This window comes from Pseudomonas cistanchae (assembly GCF_054483635.1).
In genome coordinates this window covers 251,714-268,595 of the sequence record NZ_JBTLWN010000006.1, presented here as the reverse complement: position 1 = coordinate 268,595, position 16,882 = coordinate 251,714, and the positions used below count along the sequence as shown (strand labels likewise).

Genomic DNA, 16,882 nt, shown 5'->3' with positions numbered 1-16,882 from the left:
GAGTCATGCGTCGCCACGCGCCAGGCTGAGGCGCGCCTCGACCCCGCCGTCTACGTTGGCGACGCACAGTTCGCCGCCGTGCAGCTCGGCAACCTCCTCAACGAAGTTGAGGCCCAGCCCGGTGCTCTTGCGTCCGCTGGTGGGCCGCGGCAATGAATAGAAGCGTTCGCTCAGGCGTGGCAGCGCATAGGCCGGAATCGCCTCGCCCTGGTTGAACAGGCGCAGCTCGACCTGCTCGCCTCGCTGTTCGGCGTTGAAGCGGATCAGCCCGCCCGGCGGCGTGAAATCCAAAGCGTTATCGAGCAGGTTGGCCAGTGCTTGGCGCAGCAGAAAGCGTTCGCCGCGCACCTTCAAATCCGCCGCCAGGTGATTCTCAACCTGCAAATCGGCGCGTTCGATTCGCGCCAGCTGCGCCTGCAGCAACTCCTCCACCAGCGCCCGCAACGGCACCTCGACCTGTTCTTCAAGACCCTGACGCTGTTCCACCAGCGACAGATGCAGCAGTCGCTCGATCAACTGCTGCAGGCGCGCGCTTTCCTGGTCGATATTGGCGACGAAGCGCTCGCGCTGTGCGGCCGGCATCTCGCCCTGCAGCAGCTCAGCCGCGCCGCGGATGGCGGCCAGCGGGCTTTTCAGCTCATGGGTCAGGGTGTGTACGTAACGCTCGACGTAGGCCTTGCCTTCCAGCTCGGTGCGCATTCGCTCGACCGCCTGGGCCAACTGCGCCAGCTCGCCGCCCCGCAACGCTGGCAACTCCGCGCGTTGACCTTCGCTGACCGCCTGGGCATAGCGGGTCAAGCGCCGCAAAGAGCCGCTGAGCCACCAGGACAACAGCCCGCCAACCAGCAGACCAAGGCCAATCAGTCCGGCGCCAAGCCAGCCCAGGCGCTGTTGCGAGCGCTCGATATAGGGTTGCAGGCTGCGATTGGGCTTGGCCACCGAGACCACGCCGATGATGCGTTCGCCGTCCTTGATCGGCGCGGCCACGTACATCACCGAGGAGTCCGGGTCTGCGGGGTCTTCGCGGGTCGAGCGCGCACCGTACTCGCCGCGCAGGGTGCGCAGCACATCGTTCCAGCGCGAGTAGTCTTGGCCGATCGCCGCGCCGGTCGAATCGAGCAGCACAATGCCCTGCGCGTCGGTGACGTAGATACGGTGATTGACCTCGGTTTTCTCCACACCCCAGATGCGCGCGCCCGGTTCGCGCCGGCCATAGGCGCGCAACACCTCGGGCAGGCGACTCTGCGCCAGGCTGCCGGCCTTGAGGTCGTCACGCAGGATCTCCGCCAGCAGGTTGGCCGTGTCCACCAGCGTCTCTTCCGTGGACTGGCGCACGCCGGGACGGATTTCGTCCATCACCGTGCTGAGGACGAAGTAGCCGGCCAGGCCGACGAACAGGAAATACACCAGGAAGATGCGAATACCCAGCGGCATCAGCTGTGGCTCGGCGAGTAGCTGTAGCCCAGGCCGCGGTGGGTCTGGATTGGCTCGGCGTCTGCGGCTATCGCACGCAGCTTGGCGCGCAGGCTTTTGATGTGGCTGTCGATGCTGCGCTCGTAACCGGCGTCGACGCAGACGCCGAGGTGATCGAGCAACTGTTCGCGGCTAAACACCCGCTCGGGTTGAGCGAGCAGCGTTTGCAGCAGGCGAAACTCATGGCGCGTCAGGCCGAGTAGGTGGCCACGGTAATGGATCTGTACCCGTTCGCTGTCGACCTGAAACGGCCCGCTCGGCACGGGCGCTGCAACCGGGCTGGGGGCGACGCGCTTGAGGATCGCCTTGACCCGGGCGGTGACCTCACGCGGGCTGAACGGTTTGACCACGTAATCGTCGGCGCCGATTTCCAGACCAACCACCCGGTCGATCTCGTCATTGCGCGCAGTGAGGAACATCACCGGCACTTCGGAGAACCGCCGCAGCCGTTTGCACGCCTCAAAACCGCTGATATCCGGCAGGCCGACATCGAGGATGACCATATCGAAGGCTTCGCGCGCCAACAGCGCCAACGCATCGCCGGCGAGGCTCAGCCAGCAGGTGGTGAAACCTTCGGCCTGCAGCGCGTAGATCAGGGTATCGGCTATCGCCGCTTCGTCTTCGACAATCAGAATATGCGGCATGGGCGTCCTGCTCGTGGGCAACTCGGCGAGGAGCCTGCGGCAGCTGGCAGCGAGCGTCAAGCGGGCCTACACATGCAGCTTGTAGCCTGGGTTGAGCACTGCGATACCCGGGGGCACTCTATCCCGGGTGCGCTTCGCTCGACCCCGGGCTACGGATTACCTGTGTTTTAACCCCGTGGCACAGGTGAAATCCGGGAGCGATGCCGGCTACACAACCTGCCCCCGGATCGCTTCCGGGCTAGCTGTCTACCCTACGCCAATAGACCTTGGCCCTCAGCCCAGCTGGAAGCGGCTGGTGTTGCGCTCCAGCCCTTCGCTGCCGAGGCGCAGCTGCTCGGACGCGGCGCTGACTTCCTGGGCGCCGTTGAGCAGCGACGAGGCGGCCTGATCGACCTGCTGGATGTTCGCGCTGACCTCGTCGGCGGTGGCAGCCTGCTGCTCCGCGGCGGTGGCGATCTGTGCCAGGCGGTCGCTGACCAGTTGCACGGAGTCGACGATCCCGGCGAGGTCTTCACCCATCGCCAACACGCTGCCGACATCGCCTTCGGCCTGGCGCACGGCTTCCTCCATCAGGCCGACCGACTGGCCCACCACGCGGTGCAGGTCGGCGACCGTCTGGGCGATTTCGGCGGTGGAATTCTGGGTGCGTTGCGACAGGCTGCGCACCTCGTCCGCGACCACCGCGAAACCACGGCCCTGATCGCCCGCGCGGGCCGCCTCGATCGCCGCGTTGAGCGCGAGCAGGTTGGTCTGCTCGGCAATGCCCTTGATCACATCCACCACCCGGGTGATCTGCTCGGTCTGCACGCGCAGCTGCTGCAGCGCCGTGGCACTCTCGCCCAGGCGGCTGCTGAGCTGGCGCATGCTGGTGCTGGTGCGAGCGCTGCGCAGGTTGCTCTGGTTGGCGATCTCCTGGGTCTGGCCGGCCTCGTGGGCCGCCTGCTCGCAGCTTTGCGCAACGCTCTGCGCGGTGGCCGCCATTTGCGTCGCGGCGGCGGCAATCTGGCTCATCTGCTGTTGCTGCTGCTCGACGGCCGCGAGCGCGCCCTGGGCCTGGCTGTTGAGTACCTGCACGGTACCGCCGAGCTTCTGGCTTTCCTGATTGACCCCCTGCAGCGAGCCGCGCAACTGGCTCACCGCCACGTTCAGGGCCACCGCGATGGCCGCAAGATCGTCCTCGCCATGCACCTTGATCTGCACCCGCAAGTCGCCATCGCGCAACGCCTCGGCCGCCTCGATGATGCCGGCGGTGCTGCGCCGGATGGAGGCGTTAAGGCAGAGCAGCACATAGAGCGCGAGCGCCGTCAGTGCGGCAAAAGCGGCAATGATTTGCCACAGACCCATCGCGGTCTGCTCGCGGTAATTGCCCTGGCTGACTTCGAACTGCCGATACATCGCGCCTTGCAGGGATTCCAGGGTGGTCTGCAGGGCCTTGACCCGTTCGACGAACTGCTCGGGCGACACGGCCATCGGGCTGGCTTCGAAGATGTCCCGGTCCATTTCGCTGAAGAACAGCGTCAGGCCCTGTTCGGCGTCGGTCAGCGGCCCCTGCAGGATCGCCATGCTGGAAGGCGAGTTCTGCCGGAGGCTGCCAGCCGCCTTGATCACCTGACTGCGCGCTTCATCGAGGCCGCGGCGCAGATCGCGCAGCAACACCCGGCTCTGCAGGGTGAAGTGTTTCGATACCACCGCGCCGTAGCCCTGGCTGGCGAAGCTGCCCAGGCTTTCGCGCAAGCGCGGCAGGGTGAAGGTCAGCTGCTCCATCATCAGGTAGGTGTCGAGGTTGGGATCGAGGATCAAACCGCTGTCGGTTGCTACCTGCTCGCGCAGCGTCATCACCTGCAGAAGGGTCTTTTGGTAACGCTCCAGCGCGTCAGGCAGGGGCAGCTTGCCCACACTGGCCACGGCGAGGTCGGCGCGGGAGGCCTGCAACGCCTGAAACTTTTCCCGTGCCTGGGCACTGACCGCCTCGGAATCGAGGCGCTTGGCAGCCTCCTGTAAAGCCTCGTCCAGCGCCCCTTCGCGGCCTTGCAGCAGTGCTTCGGCGGCGGCATCGGTGCCCTTCCAGCGGGAGAACAGCAGGCGTTGTTCGAGCAGCGCATTCTGCACGTCGCCCAGCGCCTCGATGCCGTGCATGCCTTCCAGGGCGCGGTCGATCAAGGCCATGCGCGCCAGCTGCTCGCTGCTGATCGCCCAGAGCGCATACCCCAACGGCAGGATGAATAACACGAACAACAATTGAAACTTGTGCGCGAAGCTGAAGCGCTCCAACACACGCACGCCCGGCGTGAGTAATCCAGTCATAACGACACCTCAGCAGATCCGACCGGCGCTCTATCTGGCGCCGTGAAGAATATCCCTAGCAAGAATCACGCCCTCAGGCGCTTTCCTTAAAGGACGCTACTCAGGGCATTAGCTGGAGCATAGAGCATCGCCGGTCAGCATTGCGGATTGGCGGCGGTGTAGCGCTCGGACGGATCGATCGCGGCCTCGAAATCGCGCAGTGCGGTGGCGCCGATCAGCAGCGGGTAATCGAAGTGGCTGCGGTCGGTGAGGTTGACCTCGATCACCCGCGCCGCCTCGCCGAGGCAGACTTCCAGCTCGATGACCGGGCGCTCGGTGACGGGCGTGGCGGCGTCCGATGACAATTCTTCGGTGCGTGCCTTGATGGTGCTGATACGGGTCATCGGCTGTTCGAACAGGGTGTCATCGGCCGTGGCGGTGGCGAGGCGGAAGCGCACCCAGGGCTCGCCGTTGCGCTCGAACTGCTCGATGTCGCGGGCGGACAGCGAAGCGGTCATGGCGCCGGTGTCCATCTTGGCTTCCAGGGTCTTGCCGATCTGCGGCAAACGGATGTGCTCGTAGCGGCCGTAAAGGGTGGGCTGGTTAGCCATGGCAGGCAGGGTGAACAGGGTCAGTAACAGGGTAAAAAACTTCACGCAGCGGATCCTCCAAATGACGGTCTCCACCAGTCCGACTGGTGTCGCCGCAGAAGGTTCGGCCCGCGTTGGCCTGGGCCTGGGTCAGGACAGACCAGTCCAGAGCTCGTCGGTATTGCGCAGGCCCCAGTCGCTGGCGGCCTCCCGCGACACGATCTTGTCGCGGCCTGCCAGCTCGGCGAGGTCGACCACCTGGGGCATGATGGCCGAGCGGGTTTTCACCGAATAGAACACCTTGACCTTGGGCGTGAGCAGCGACGCGGCGCTCTGATCGAGCACCACGGCAATCCGGTCGCTGGCCAAGCGTACCAGCGAACCTGTTGGGTAGATGCCGATGGTCTTGACGAAGGCATGGAACACCTTGTCATCGAAATGGCCTTTCCAGCCGGCCATCTTGTGGATCGACTCGGCCGGGCTCCAGCCCTTCTTGTAGGCGCGGTCGGAGGTGACCGCATCGTACACGTCGCATACCGCGCCCATGCGGGCGAACAGGCTGATCTGCTCGCCGACCAGCTTGTGCGGGTAGCCGCTGCCATCCATCTTCTCGTGGTGATGCAGGCACACATCCAGCACCAGCGCGCTGAAATGCTTGCCCATGCGGATGATCCGGCTGCCCTCCGCGGGGTGCTTGCGCATGGTGTCGAATTCGTCGTCGGTCAGCTTGCCCGGTTTGTTCAGCAGGGCCAGCGGTACAGCCATCTTGCCGATGTCATGGAGCATGCCGGCCATCCCGGCTTCGCGCACCTGCTCCTCGGCCAGACCGAGCTGGCGCGCCAGCGCGATCATCAACGCGCACACCGCCACCGAGTGCATGTAGGTGTACTCGTCGGCATTCTTCAGCCTGGCGAGGCTGATCAGCGCGTTGGGATGGCGCATCAGCGAGGTGGAAATCTCCCCCACCAGTTCCTGAGCCTGTTCGAAATCGAGGGCCTTGCCCAGCCGCGCATCGCTGAACATGTCGACGACCGCCTGCTTGGAGCGCGCGCACAACTTGGCCGCACGGCTGATCTCTTCATCGAGTGAACAGGTCTGGACCACCGGTGCGCTGTCGACCGCCAGCAAGCGCTCCGTTACCTGCGCATCGACTTCTTCCGGGCTGGCGCTGACGGTGCCCACCTCCACATCCAGGCCGCGACTGGTGTCGATCCACAGCTCGCGGATACCGCTGGCGAGGATGCGCTGCAGGTCCTTGTCCGATTGCAGGGGAAATTTGCTGCGCCAGAACGGGTGATCCATCCAGGCGCCGCAGAACTCCTGGATAAACATACCCACGCGGACGTCCGTCACTGCAATGCGCTTCAACATCGGGTGCACTCGGACCTGGATGGTTGTTAACGATGATAGGCCAGCGGATCGCAGCCGGCGCGGCGCCGGTGACGCAATGGCAATATGACATATCGCACACCTGGGCGTGCAGCCGTCATAAGCCGGCGATTATCATGGCAGCGCCTGCGCGGTCGCGCGACAAGGAGTTTCCATGCGCTCTGTAATGACCGGTCTATCCGTAATTATCTTGCTGCTCATCAATACCCTGGTGCTGATCGGCCCGCTGCTGCTGATCGCTTTGGGCAAGTTCGTTCTGCCCGGTCGCGCGATGAAGGCCAGTGCCTCGCGCGGCGTGATGTGGGTGGCGGAAACCTGGGCCGAATTGAATAAGCTGATCTTCGCCACGCTGCTGCCAGTGCAATGGGATATCCGCGGTGGCGGCGAACTGCGCCAGAGCACCTCCTACCTGGTGATCAGCAACCATCAGTCCTGGGTCGATATTCCCGCGCTGGTCCAGGCGTTCAACCGCAAAACGCCTTACTTCAAGTTCTTCCTCAAGCAGCAGCTGATCTGGGTGCCGTTCCTCGGCCTGGCGTTCTGGGCGCTGGACTACCCCTTTATGCGGCGTTACTCCAAGGCGTTTCTGGCCAAGCACCCGGAGCTCAAGGGCCAGGACCTGGAGATCACCAAACGTGCCTGCGAGAAGTTCAAGGACCTGCCGGTGACCGTGGTCAACTACCTCGAAGGCACCCGCTGCACGCCGGCGAAACAGGCGCAGCAAGGCTCGCCCTACCAGTACCTGCTCAAGCCCAAGGCCGGTGGCGTGGCCTTCGTGCTAGCCGCGCTGGGCGAACAACTGGATGCGGTGCTGGATGTCACCGTGGTCTACCCGGGCGCACGGATTCCCGGCTTCTGGGACTTGATCAGCGGCCAGGTGCCCAAGGTCATCGTCGATATCCGTACCCTCGCCCTCGACCCAGCGCTGTGGCAGGGCGACTACGAAAACGATGCGGTATTCCGTCAGTTTGTGCAGACCTGGGTAACGAAGATGTGGGAAGAGAAGGATGCGCGAATTGCGCGGATTCGTGCCGAAATTGAGGTGTAGGGTGGACATGGCGCAGCCTTGTCCACCGCGAGAGCGTCATGGCGGACAAGCCTTCGGCATGTCCGCCCTACGGAATTGCGATTAGCCCCAGGCTTACGCTGCACTAAACATCGTGTGCGGATCGATGACGAATTTCTTCGGCACGCCTGCATCGAACTCGCCGTAGCCGCGCGGCGCGTCATCCAGGCTGATCACCTGCACGCCGACCACTTCGGCGATATTGATGCGGTCCCACATGATTGCCTGCATCAGCGCACGGTTGTACTTCATCACCGGGGTCTGACCGGTGTGGAAGCTGTGGGATTTGGCCCAGCCGAGGCCAAAGCGGATGCTCAGGCTGCCCAGCTTTGCCGCCGCGTCCACCGCACCCGGATCTTCAGTGACGTAGAGGCCGGGAATGCCGATCTTGCCGGCCACCCGCACCACACCCATCAGCGAGTTGAGCACTGTCGCCGGTGCCTCGTGCTGGGCCCCGGAATGACCATGCCCACGGGCTTCGAAGCCCACCGCATCGACCGCGCAATCGACTTCCGGCTCGCCCAGCAGCGCAGCGATCTGCTCGTGCAGTGGGGTGTCTTTGGACAGGTCGGCGATCTCGAAACCGACCGCCTTGGCATGGGCCAGCCGCACCGGATTGACGTCACCGACGATCACCACCGCGGCGCCCAGTAGACGTGCCGAAGCGGCAGCGGCCAGGCCGACCGGGCCGGCGCCAGCGATATATACGGTGCTGCCTGGGCCAACACCGGCGGTCACGGCGCCGTGGTAACCGGTGGGCAGAATGTCGGACAGGCAGGTCAGGTCGCGGATCTTCTCCATCGCCTTGTCGCGGTCCGGCAGTTTCAGCAGGTTGAAGTCGGCGTACGGCACCAGTACATATTCGGCCTGGCCACCGGTCCAGTCGCCCATGTCGACATAACCGTAAGCGCCGCCGGCGCGGGCCGGGTTGACGGTGAGGCAGACGCCCGTGTGCATCTCCTTGCAGCTGCGGCAGCGGCCGCAGGCGACGTTGAACGGCACCGACACCAGGTCGCCGATCTTCAGGTTCTCGACATCACTGCCCTTCTCGATCACCTCGCCGGTGATCTCGTGGCCGAGCACCAGGCCGGTCTGCGCCGTGGTGCGGCCGCGCACCATGTGCTGGTCGGAGCCGCAGATATTGGTGGACACCACCTTGAGGATCACCCCGTGCTCGATCTTGCGCCCGCGCGGGTCCTGCATTTTTGGATAGTCGATCTTCTGCACCTCGACCTTGCCAGCGCCGAGATACACCACACCACGATTACCAGACATAGGTTGTTCTCCTTTCTTGTTGTGGAGCTCTTGTCGAGCCAAAGCGCGGCCGGCGGCCACGCGATTTGCATTGGAGTTTTGCGTCTGTTGCCGGGCGCCACAGGGCGACCGTGGGGTGCGCGGTGCGCACCGATGATTCGGGCCATATCAAGGTGCGCACGGCGCACCCTACGAGGCGGGTAGCCTGGGTTGAGCGCAGCGATACCCAGGGGCAGCCTTCCCAGGTGTCGCTGCGCTCGACCCGGGCTACGGGTTAGGTGACGTTGTTCTAGGCATGCAGCACCACCGTGCGGCTGGCGTTGAGGAACACCCGCCGTTCGAGGTGATAGCCGACGGCTTTGGCCAGGGTCTGGCATTCGATATCGCGGCCCTTGGCGATCAGGTCTTCGGGGTAGTGGGCGTGATCCACTGCCTCCACGCCCTGGGCGATGATCGGCCCCTCGTCGAGGTCGTTGTTGATGTAGTGGGCGGTGGCGCCGACCAGCTTGACGCCCTTCTCATAGGCCTGGTGATACGGCTTGGCGCCCTTGAAACCGGGCAGTAGCGAGTGATGGATATTGATCGCCCAGCCATCCAGCTTGCGGCACAGTTCGGGCGACAGCACCTGCATGTAGCGGGCAAGCACCACCAGTTCTGCGCCAGTCTGCTCGATCACCTGCAACACCTTGCGCTCCTGCGTCGGCTTGTCATTCGGGTCAAGGGCGAAGTGGTGGTAAGGAATGTCATGCCAGCGCGCGAGCGGCTCCAGGTCCGGGTGATTGGATATCACCGCCACCACGTCCATCGGCAACTGACCGATGCGCTGGCGGTAGAGCAGGTCGTTGAGGCAGTGGTCGGCCTTGCTGACCATCAACACCACCTTCGCTCGATAGCCCGGCGGGGTCAGTTCGACCTGCATGTCGAAGGGCGCCAGACGTTCCTGCACGCCGGCGCGGAACGCGGCCTCGTCAAAGCCCTCCGGTTGGCGGAATTCGACACGAATAAAGAAGTGCGAGGACAGGCGATCATCGAACGAGTGGTGCTCGGTGACGTAGCAGCGCTGCTCGAACAGAAACCGCGTCACCGCATCCACGGTGCCGAGCACGCTCGGGCAGTGGGCAGTCAGAATCCAGGTATCGGGGGTGCGGCTCATGTGGCGGCTCCGATGATGGCGCATTGCGTAGGGTGGACATGGCACAGCCTTGTCCATCGCGGAGTTTCAACGGCGGACAAGCCTTCGGCATGTCCGCCCTACATTCAGTGGCGTAGGGTGGATCGGGGCGCGTAGCTGACGCTTCATCCATCCACCTTTGCTGCCTCACGGCGGACGAAAAAAGCGTCGTCCACCCTACGATGTCGTCAGGCCTCGACCGCCAACCCATACTCACCGCTGGCATCCTGCAGCCACAGCCAGACGTAGTCGGCGAAGCTGCGGCGCACCACCAGTTCCCAGGTGTCTTCGCCGGTGTGGCGGATCACCAGTTGCGACTTGGCGAACACGGTGCCAACGGCCTTTCCAACCGGGAAATTGCTCGGGTGCACGTCGTAGCTAGTGGACTTCATCAACAGCTCGCGCACGTTCGGCCCGCGCAGTTCCACCAGGGTCTGCCCGCCGCTGACGTTGACCACCGAGATATGCAGGCCGGCCAGGGCCTCGCGCAGTTTCTGCTCGGCGGCTAACTCCTCGCCACGCGGCACGATCAGCAGCCACTCGTCCGGCGCCAGCCATTGCAGCGAACGCTCCCCGCTGCCGACCAGCCCCAGAGCACCAGGCAGTTCCATGCCGGTGGCGTGGTGTACGCCGCTGGCGAAGGCCGGGTCCTTGGCGTCGCCGCGCAGCACCAGATGGCCCAGCAGCTTTTTCTCGCGCAGGATTACGCCAGCCGCTTTCGGCCCTTTGCCGACCAGCTCATTGAGGCCGGCGTGGAACAGCGGCGACTCGGCGTGGGCAGCATCGGGGCGCTGTAGGTAAACGTTGACGTTAGACATTCTGGCGATCCCCTTTAGGGTCATAGAACACCGAGCTGACGATTTCGGCTTCGATCAGGCTGCCATCGGCCAGGGGCGCAAACACCCGCTCGCCAAGGCGTTTCAGCCCGCCCTTGACCACGCCCATGGCGAAGGAATACCCCAGCGCCGCGCTCATGTAGCTGGAGGTGACGTGGCCGACCATGCTCATCGGGATGGCCTGCTTCGGGTCGAACACCAGCTGCGCGCCTTCCGGCAGCACCTGCTCGGGATCGATGGGCTTGAGCCCGACCAACTGCTTGCGATCCTCGCGCAGGCCGTCTTCGCGGTTCATGCCGCGCCAGCCGATCCAGGAGAAAGGTTTGGTTCGCCCCACACACCAGCCCATATTGAGGTCATCCGGGGTCACCGAACCGTCGGTGTCCTGACCGACGATGATGAAGCCCTTCTCCGCGCGCAGTACGTGCATGGTCTCGGTGCCGTAAGGCGTCAGGCCATGCTTCTGGCCAGCGGCAATGATCTTTTCCCACACCCCTAGGGCGTAGTCGGCCTGCACGTTGACCTCGTAGCTCAGCTCGCCGGTGAAGGAGATGCGGAACACCCGCGCCGGTACACCGCCAACAGTGCCTTCCTTCCAGGTCATAAACGGGAAGGCGTCTTTATCCAGGTCGATATCAGTGACCTCGGCCAGCAGCTTGCGGCTGTTGGGACCAGACAGGGTCATGGTCGCCCAGTGGTCGGTGACCGAGGTGAAGTACACCTTCAGTTCCGGCCATTCAGTCTGGTGGTAGATCTCCAGCCATTCCAGCACCCGTGCGGCACCGCCGGTGGTGGTGGTCATCAGGAAATGGTTGTCGGCCAGGCAGGCGGTTACGCCGTCGTCGAAGACCATGCCGTCTTCCTTGCACATCAGGCCATAACGCGCCTTGCCCACGTCCAGCTTGGTCCAGGCGTTGGTGTAGACGCGGTTGAGGAACTCACGGGCGTCCGGACCCTGGATATCGATCTTGCCCAGGGTCGAGGCATCGAGAATACCGACGGCGTTGCGCACCGCCAGGCACTCGCGGGCCACGGCGGTATGCAGGTCTTCACCGCTCTTCGGGAAGTACCAGGGGCGTTTCCACTGGCCGACGTCTTCGAACTCGGCGCCCTGTTGCAGGTGCCAGGCGTGCATCGCGGTGTAGCGCTTGGGTTCGAACAGCGCGCCGCAGTGCCGGCCAGCCACGGCGCCGAAGGTTACCGGCGTGTAGTTCGGGCGGAACATAGTGGTGCCCATTTCCGGGATGCTGATGCCTAGCGAGCGGGCGGCAATCGCCAGACCGTTGATATTGCCCAGCTTGCCCTGGTCGGTGCCGAAGCCCAGCGCGGTGTAGCGCTTGACGTGCTCGACCGACTCGAAGCCCTCGCGGGTGGCCAGTTCGATACCGGCGGCGGTCACGTCATTCTGAAAGTCGACGAACTGCTTCGGCGCACGGGCGGTGGATTTGTCATGGGGCACCTGGAACAACGCGATGGCTGCTTCCTCGTGGCGCGCCTCGGCCGCCGGCAAGGTGCCGGCAACGGCATTCAACCCCGCCTCGCCAGCGGCCTTGGCGCCCGCCTCGAAACCGTCCGCCAGCACATCGGCGAGGACGAACACGCCGTTTACTGCGCCGGCGCATTCGCGCTTCTGCAGGCCGTCGCCCGGCACGAAGGCGAGAATGTCCTCGCGCCAGATCGGCCGCCCACCGAGGTGTGAAGCCAGGTGCACGACCGGGCTGTAGCCGCCGGAGCTGACGATCAGGTCACAGTCGAGCACCTCGCCGGGGCTGGTGACTTTATGCCTGGCGACATCGATGGCGCAGATGCGAGCGCCGGTGACGCGCTTGCTGCCGCGCGCTTCGACCACCGCGCTACCGGCAAGAATGCGTACGCCGCGTTGGCGTGCTTCCTCGACCCAGGCGCCGCGCGGGTTGCTGCGGGCATCGGCGACCGCCACCACCTGCAGGCCGGCGTCGAGCCAGTCGAGCACCACGCGGTAGGCGTAATCGTTGTTGGTCGACAGCACCAGCTGCTTGCCCGGCGCCACGCCATAACGGCGCACGTAGGTGGACACTGCATCGGCGAGCATATTGCCCGGTACATCGTTGTTGCCGTACACCAGCGGCCGCTCGTGGGCGCCGGTGGCCAGCACCACGCGTTTGGCGCGTACGCGGTGCATTCGCTGGCGCACCATACCGAGTGGCGCGACCTCACCGAGGTGGTCGGTCAGGCGCTGGTGAATGGTGAGGAAGTTGTGGTCGTGGTAGCCATTGACCGTCGAGCGCGGTAGCAGGGCAACTTCGGCCATGCCGGAGAGCTCAGCGATCACCTGAGCGACCCACTCGGCCGCCGGTTTGCCGTCGAGGGTTTCCCGGCTGCTGAGCAGGCTGCCGCCGAATTCCTCCTGCTCGTCGGCGAGGATCACCCGCGCACCGCTGCGCGCAGCCGCCAATGCGGCGGCCAAGCCAGCCGGGCCGGCGCCGACTACCAGCACGTCGCAGTGCTGATTCATGTAGTCGTAGCTGTCCGGGTCGGTTTCCCTGGGCGCACGACCAAGGCCGGCGGCCTTGCGGATGTACTTCTCGTAGGTCAGCCAGAGGTTCTGCGGGTACATGAAGGTTTTGTAGTAGAAGCCCGGCGGCATCATCTTGCCGCCGACCTTGCCGAGGATGCCCATCATGTCGGTGTTTACGCTCGGCCAGCCGTTGGTGCTGTTGGCGACCAGACCGGCATACAGCGCCTGCTGGGTGGCGCGCACGTTGGGAATCTGCGCCGCTTCAGTGCTGCCGATCTGCAGCACAGCATTCGGCTCTTCGCTACCGGCGGCGACGATGCCGCGCGGCCGCGAGTACTTGAAGCTGCGGCCGACGATATCGACGCCATTGGCCAGCAGCGCGGCGGCCAGGGTGTCGCCGGCAAAGCCCTGATAGGTCTCGCCGTTGAAACTGAAACTGAGCGGCTGGCTGCGGTCGATGCGGCCACCGCGGGCAAGACGATTGACCTGACTCATGCCGGTACTCCTTGAACGACGGCCTTCTTCTCGGCAGTGCCGGCAGCAGTGACGCTGGGCTTCTCGCCGATCTTGTAGGTTTCGAGAATTTCGTAGGTCACGGTGTGGCGGGTCGCATTGAAGTACTTGCGGCAGCCACTGGCGTGGACCCACAGCTCGTGGTGGATGCCGCGCGGGTTATCGCGGAAGAACAGGTAATCGCCCCACTCGGCATCGCTGCAAGCGGCCGGGTCCAGCGGGCGCGGAATATGCGCCTGGCCCTTGGCGTGGAATTCCTCTTCGGAGCGCAGCTCGCCGCAGTGAGGGCAGAAGATATGCAACATGGGTAAGCCCTCTTAGTGAGCCACGGCGGCAGCGCCGTGCTCGTCGATCAGTGCGCCGCTGTGGAAGCGGTCCATGGCGAACGGCTTGGCCAACGGGTGCATCTCGCCCTTGGCCAGGCTGGCGGCGAACACGTGGCCTGAACCCGGCGTGGCCTTGAAGCCGCCGGTGCCCCAACCGCAGTTGAAGAACAGATTCGGTACCGGCGTCTTGGAGATGATCGGGCAGGCATCCGGCGAGGTGTCGACGATGCCGCCCCATTGGCGGTTCATGCGCACCCGCGAGAGCACCGGGAACATCTCGACGATGGCCTGCAGGGTGTGTTCGATGGTCGGATAGGAGCCGCGCTGGCCGTAGCCGTTGTAGCCGTCGATACCGGCGCCGATCACCAGATCGCCCTTGTCCGACTGGCTGATATAACCGTGCACGGCGTTGGACATGATCACGCTGTCGATCACCGGTTTGATCGGCTCGGACACCAGCGCTTGCAGCGGATGGGACTCCAGCGGCAGACGGAAGCCGGCAAGGCCAGCCATGTGCCCGGAGTTACCGGCGGTAACCACACCAACGCGCTTGCCGCCGATAAAACCCTTGTTGGTTTCCACGCCAATGCACACTCCGTCCTGCTTACGGAAGCCGATCACCTCGGTCTGCTGCAACAGGTCGACGCCCAGGGCGTCGGCAGCGCGGGCATAACCCCAGGCCACCGCATCGTGACGGGCGACGCCGCCGCGGCGTTGCACGGTGGAGCCCATGATCGGGTAGCGGGTGTTCTTGCTGCAGTCCAGATACGGAATCTCCTCGGCCACCTGCTTGGCATCCAGCAGTTCGCCATCCACGCCGTTGAGACGGTTGGCGCTGACGCGGCGCTCGGAATCGCGCATGTCCTGCAGGGTATGGCAGAGGTTGTAGACGCCGCGCTGGCTGAACATGACGTTGTAGTTGAGGTCCTGGGACAGACCTTCCCACAGCTTCATCGCGTGCTCGTAGAGGTGCGCCGACTCATCCCACAGGTAGTTGGAACGCACGATGGTGGTGTTGCGCGCGGTGTTGCCACCGCCCAGCCAGCCCTTCTCGACCACCGCGACGTTCTTCACGCCGAACTCTTTCGCCAGGTAATAGGCGGTCGCCAACCCATGGCCGCCACCGCCGACGATGATCACGTCATACACCGGCTTGGGCGTAGGGTTGCGCCACATGCGCTGCCAGTTTTCGTGGTGGCTGAACGCGTGCTTGAACAGGCCGAAGCCGGAATAACGTTGCATCAGTGGATACTCCTGATACGTGAAAACGGTGTACCGACGACTGCGCCGGTTCTCGCTGCCCTACGACACTGCAAACGAGGACGTAGCCTGGGTTGAGCGCAGCGATACCCAGGAGAATCGGTTTGATGGGCCCATCCTAAATTCGGTATGAATCATCGAGCCCGTAGGTGGATCGCGCTTTACCGATTCACCATGGCCACGACGGTGGATGTAAAAAGCGACATCCACCCTACGAATCAGCGATATACGGGATATTCGGCGCACAGCCCTGCCGCCAAGCCCGCGACCTGCGCCTCCACATCGGCATCGCCGAGGTGGTCGAGCACATCGCAGATCCAGCCGGCCAGCTCGATGCTCTGCGCCTCCTTGAGGCCGCGGGTGGTGATCGCCGGGGTGCCGATACGCAGGCCCGAGGTCACGAACGGCGACTGCGGGTCATTCGGCACGGCGTTCTTGTTGACCGTGATACCGGTGCGACCCAGCGCGGCGTCGGCGTCCTTGCCGGTGATGCCCTGCTTGATCAGACTGACCAGAAACAGGTGGTTATCGGTGCCACCGGAGACCACGTCATAGCCGCGCTGGATAAACACCTTGGCCATGGCCTGGGCGTTGTTGATTACCTGCTGCTGGTAGGTCTTGAAGCCCGGCTCCATGGCTTCCTTGAAGCACACTGCCTTGGCCGCGATCACGTGCATCAGCGGACCACCCTGTGCGCCGGGGAAGACTGCGGCGTTGAGCTTTTTCTCGATGTCAGGATTGGCCTTGGCCAGGATCAGCCCGCCACGCGGACCGCGCAGGGTCTTGTGGGTGGTGGTGGTGACCACATCGGCAAAGGGAATCGGATTGGGATACAGGCCAGCGGCGACCAGGCCGGCGACGTGGGCCATATCGACAAACAGCAACGCACCCACCTTGTCGGCGATGGCGCGAAAGCGCGGGAAATCCAGGGTTTTCGAATAGGCGGAGAAGCCGGCGACGATCATCTTTGGCTGGTGCTCGACGGCCAGGCGCTCGACCTCGTCGTAATCGATCAACCCGGTACTGGTGTCGATGCCGTACTGCACGGCGTTGTACAACTTGCCCGAGGACGACACCTTGGCGCCGTGGGTCAGGTGGCCGCCGTGGGCCAGGCTCATGCCGAGGATGGTGTCGCCGGCATTGATCAACGCCAGGTACACCGCGCTATTGGCTGACGAACCCGAATGCGGTTGCACGTTGGCGTAGTCGGCACCGAACAACTGCTTGGCGCGATCGATGGCCAGCTGCTCGACCACGTCGACATGCTCGCAGCCGCCGTAATAACGCTTGCCTGGATAGCCTTCGGCGTACTTGTTGGTCAGGCCGCTGCCCTGGGCCTGCATGACGCGCTTGCTGGTGTAGTTTTCCGAGGCGATCAGCTCGATATGGTGCTCTTGACGCGCCTCCTCGGCATCCATCGCGCGAAGCAACTCGTCGTCGTAACCCTGAATCTGGTCGTGCTTGCTGAACATTGCTGATCTCCTGCGGCACCTGGGCGATGCCTGTTATCGGTTCCGGGGTCGAACCCCAGTTGCAACCGATGGTATGACTCGCTCTGCACCGTCAGATGCCTATGCACG

General features: G+C 64.2%; 13 protein-coding genes. 1 reads left to right on the top strand and 12 read right to left on the bottom strand.

Annotated elements, in window-relative coordinates:
* Positions 1 to 3: 3 nt before the first annotated feature.
* From creC to ACX0MV_RS17570, 5 genes are all read right to left on the bottom strand, one after another.
* The gene (gene creC, locus ACX0MV_RS17590; protein WP_458983816.1) at positions 4 to 1,434 is read right to left on the bottom strand and encodes a two-component system sensor histidine kinase CreC; all 1,431 of its coding nucleotides are present in this window, start codon (positions 1,432 to 1,434) and stop codon (positions 4 to 6) included.
* The gene (gene creB, locus ACX0MV_RS17585) at positions 1,434 to 2,117 is read right to left on the bottom strand and encodes a two-component system response regulator CreB (protein ID WP_458983815.1); all 684 of its coding nucleotides are present in this window, start codon (positions 2,115 to 2,117) and stop codon (positions 1,434 to 1,436) included. The genes creC and creB overlap by 1 nt, the downstream gene beginning before the upstream one ends.
* 273 nt (positions 2,118 to 2,390) lie before the next feature.
* Positions 2,391 to 4,421 carry a methyl-accepting chemotaxis protein gene (locus tag ACX0MV_RS17580; RefSeq protein ID WP_458983814.1) on the bottom strand — a complete coding sequence of 677 codons (2,031 nt, stop codon included), beginning with the start codon at positions 4,419 to 4,421 and terminating at the stop codon, positions 2,391 to 2,393.
* Between the two features lie 134 nt (positions 4,422 to 4,555).
* Positions 4,556 to 5,056, bottom strand: a complete 501-nt coding sequence (gene rloA2, locus ACX0MV_RS17575) for a retropepsin-like aspartic peptidase RloA2 (RefSeq protein WP_458983813.1) — start codon at positions 5,054 to 5,056, stop codon at positions 4,556 to 4,558.
* Positions 5,057 to 5,140: 84 nt separating this feature from the next.
* Positions 5,141 to 6,361, bottom strand: coding sequence for an HD-GYP domain-containing protein (locus ACX0MV_RS17570; protein WP_458983812.1), 1,221 nt, complete (start codon positions 6,359 to 6,361; stop codon positions 5,141 to 5,143).
* 172 nt (positions 6,362 to 6,533) lie between these two features.
* On the opposite strand from ACX0MV_RS17570, the gene ACX0MV_RS17565 reads away from it, so the two are divergent.
* On the top strand, positions 6,534 to 7,427 hold the full coding sequence (locus ACX0MV_RS17565; RefSeq protein ID WP_458983811.1) for a 1-acylglycerol-3-phosphate O-acyltransferase, YihG family: 894 nt from the start codon (positions 6,534 to 6,536) through the stop codon (positions 7,425 to 7,427).
* A gap of 93 nt (positions 7,428 to 7,520) precedes the next feature.
* On the opposite strand, the gene fdhA is transcribed toward ACX0MV_RS17565, so the two are convergent.
* From fdhA to glyA, 7 genes are all read right to left on the bottom strand, one after another.
* Positions 7,521 to 8,720 carry a formaldehyde dehydrogenase, glutathione-independent gene (gene fdhA / locus ACX0MV_RS17560; RefSeq protein ID WP_458983810.1) on the bottom strand — a complete coding sequence of 400 codons (1,200 nt, stop codon included), beginning with the start codon at positions 8,718 to 8,720 and terminating at the stop codon, positions 7,521 to 7,523.
* A gap of 268 nt (positions 8,721 to 8,988) precedes the next feature.
* The gene (gene purU / locus ACX0MV_RS17555) at positions 8,989 to 9,852 is read right to left on the bottom strand and encodes a formyltetrahydrofolate deformylase (RefSeq protein WP_458983809.1); all 864 of its coding nucleotides are present in this window, start codon (positions 9,850 to 9,852) and stop codon (positions 8,989 to 8,991) included.
* Positions 9,853 to 10,058: 206 nt separating this feature from the next.
* Positions 10,059 to 10,688, bottom strand: a complete 630-nt coding sequence (locus ACX0MV_RS17550) for a sarcosine oxidase subunit gamma (RefSeq protein ID WP_458983808.1) — start codon at positions 10,686 to 10,688, stop codon at positions 10,059 to 10,061.
* On the bottom strand, positions 10,681 to 13,698 hold the full coding sequence (locus ACX0MV_RS17545) for a sarcosine oxidase subunit alpha (protein WP_458983807.1): 3,018 nt from the start codon (positions 13,696 to 13,698) through the stop codon (positions 10,681 to 10,683). Before ACX0MV_RS17545 ends, ACX0MV_RS17550 begins: the two co-directional genes overlap by 8 nt.
* Positions 13,695 to 14,021, bottom strand: a complete 327-nt coding sequence (locus tag ACX0MV_RS17540; RefSeq protein WP_458983806.1) for a sarcosine oxidase subunit delta — start codon at positions 14,019 to 14,021, stop codon at positions 13,695 to 13,697. Before ACX0MV_RS17540 ends, ACX0MV_RS17545 begins: the two co-directional genes overlap by 4 nt.
* A gap of 12 nt (positions 14,022 to 14,033) precedes the next feature.
* A complete protein-coding gene (locus ACX0MV_RS17535; protein WP_458983805.1) occupies positions 14,034 to 15,284 on the bottom strand; it encodes a sarcosine oxidase subunit beta in 1,251 nt (416 codons plus the stop codon).
* Positions 15,285 to 15,520: 236 nt separating this feature from the next.
* Positions 15,521 to 16,774: a serine hydroxymethyltransferase gene (gene glyA, locus ACX0MV_RS17530; RefSeq protein WP_458983804.1), complete on the bottom strand. Its 1,254-nt coding sequence runs from the start codon at positions 16,772 to 16,774 to the stop codon at positions 15,521 to 15,523.
* Positions 16,775 to 16,882: the final 108 nt, after the last annotated feature.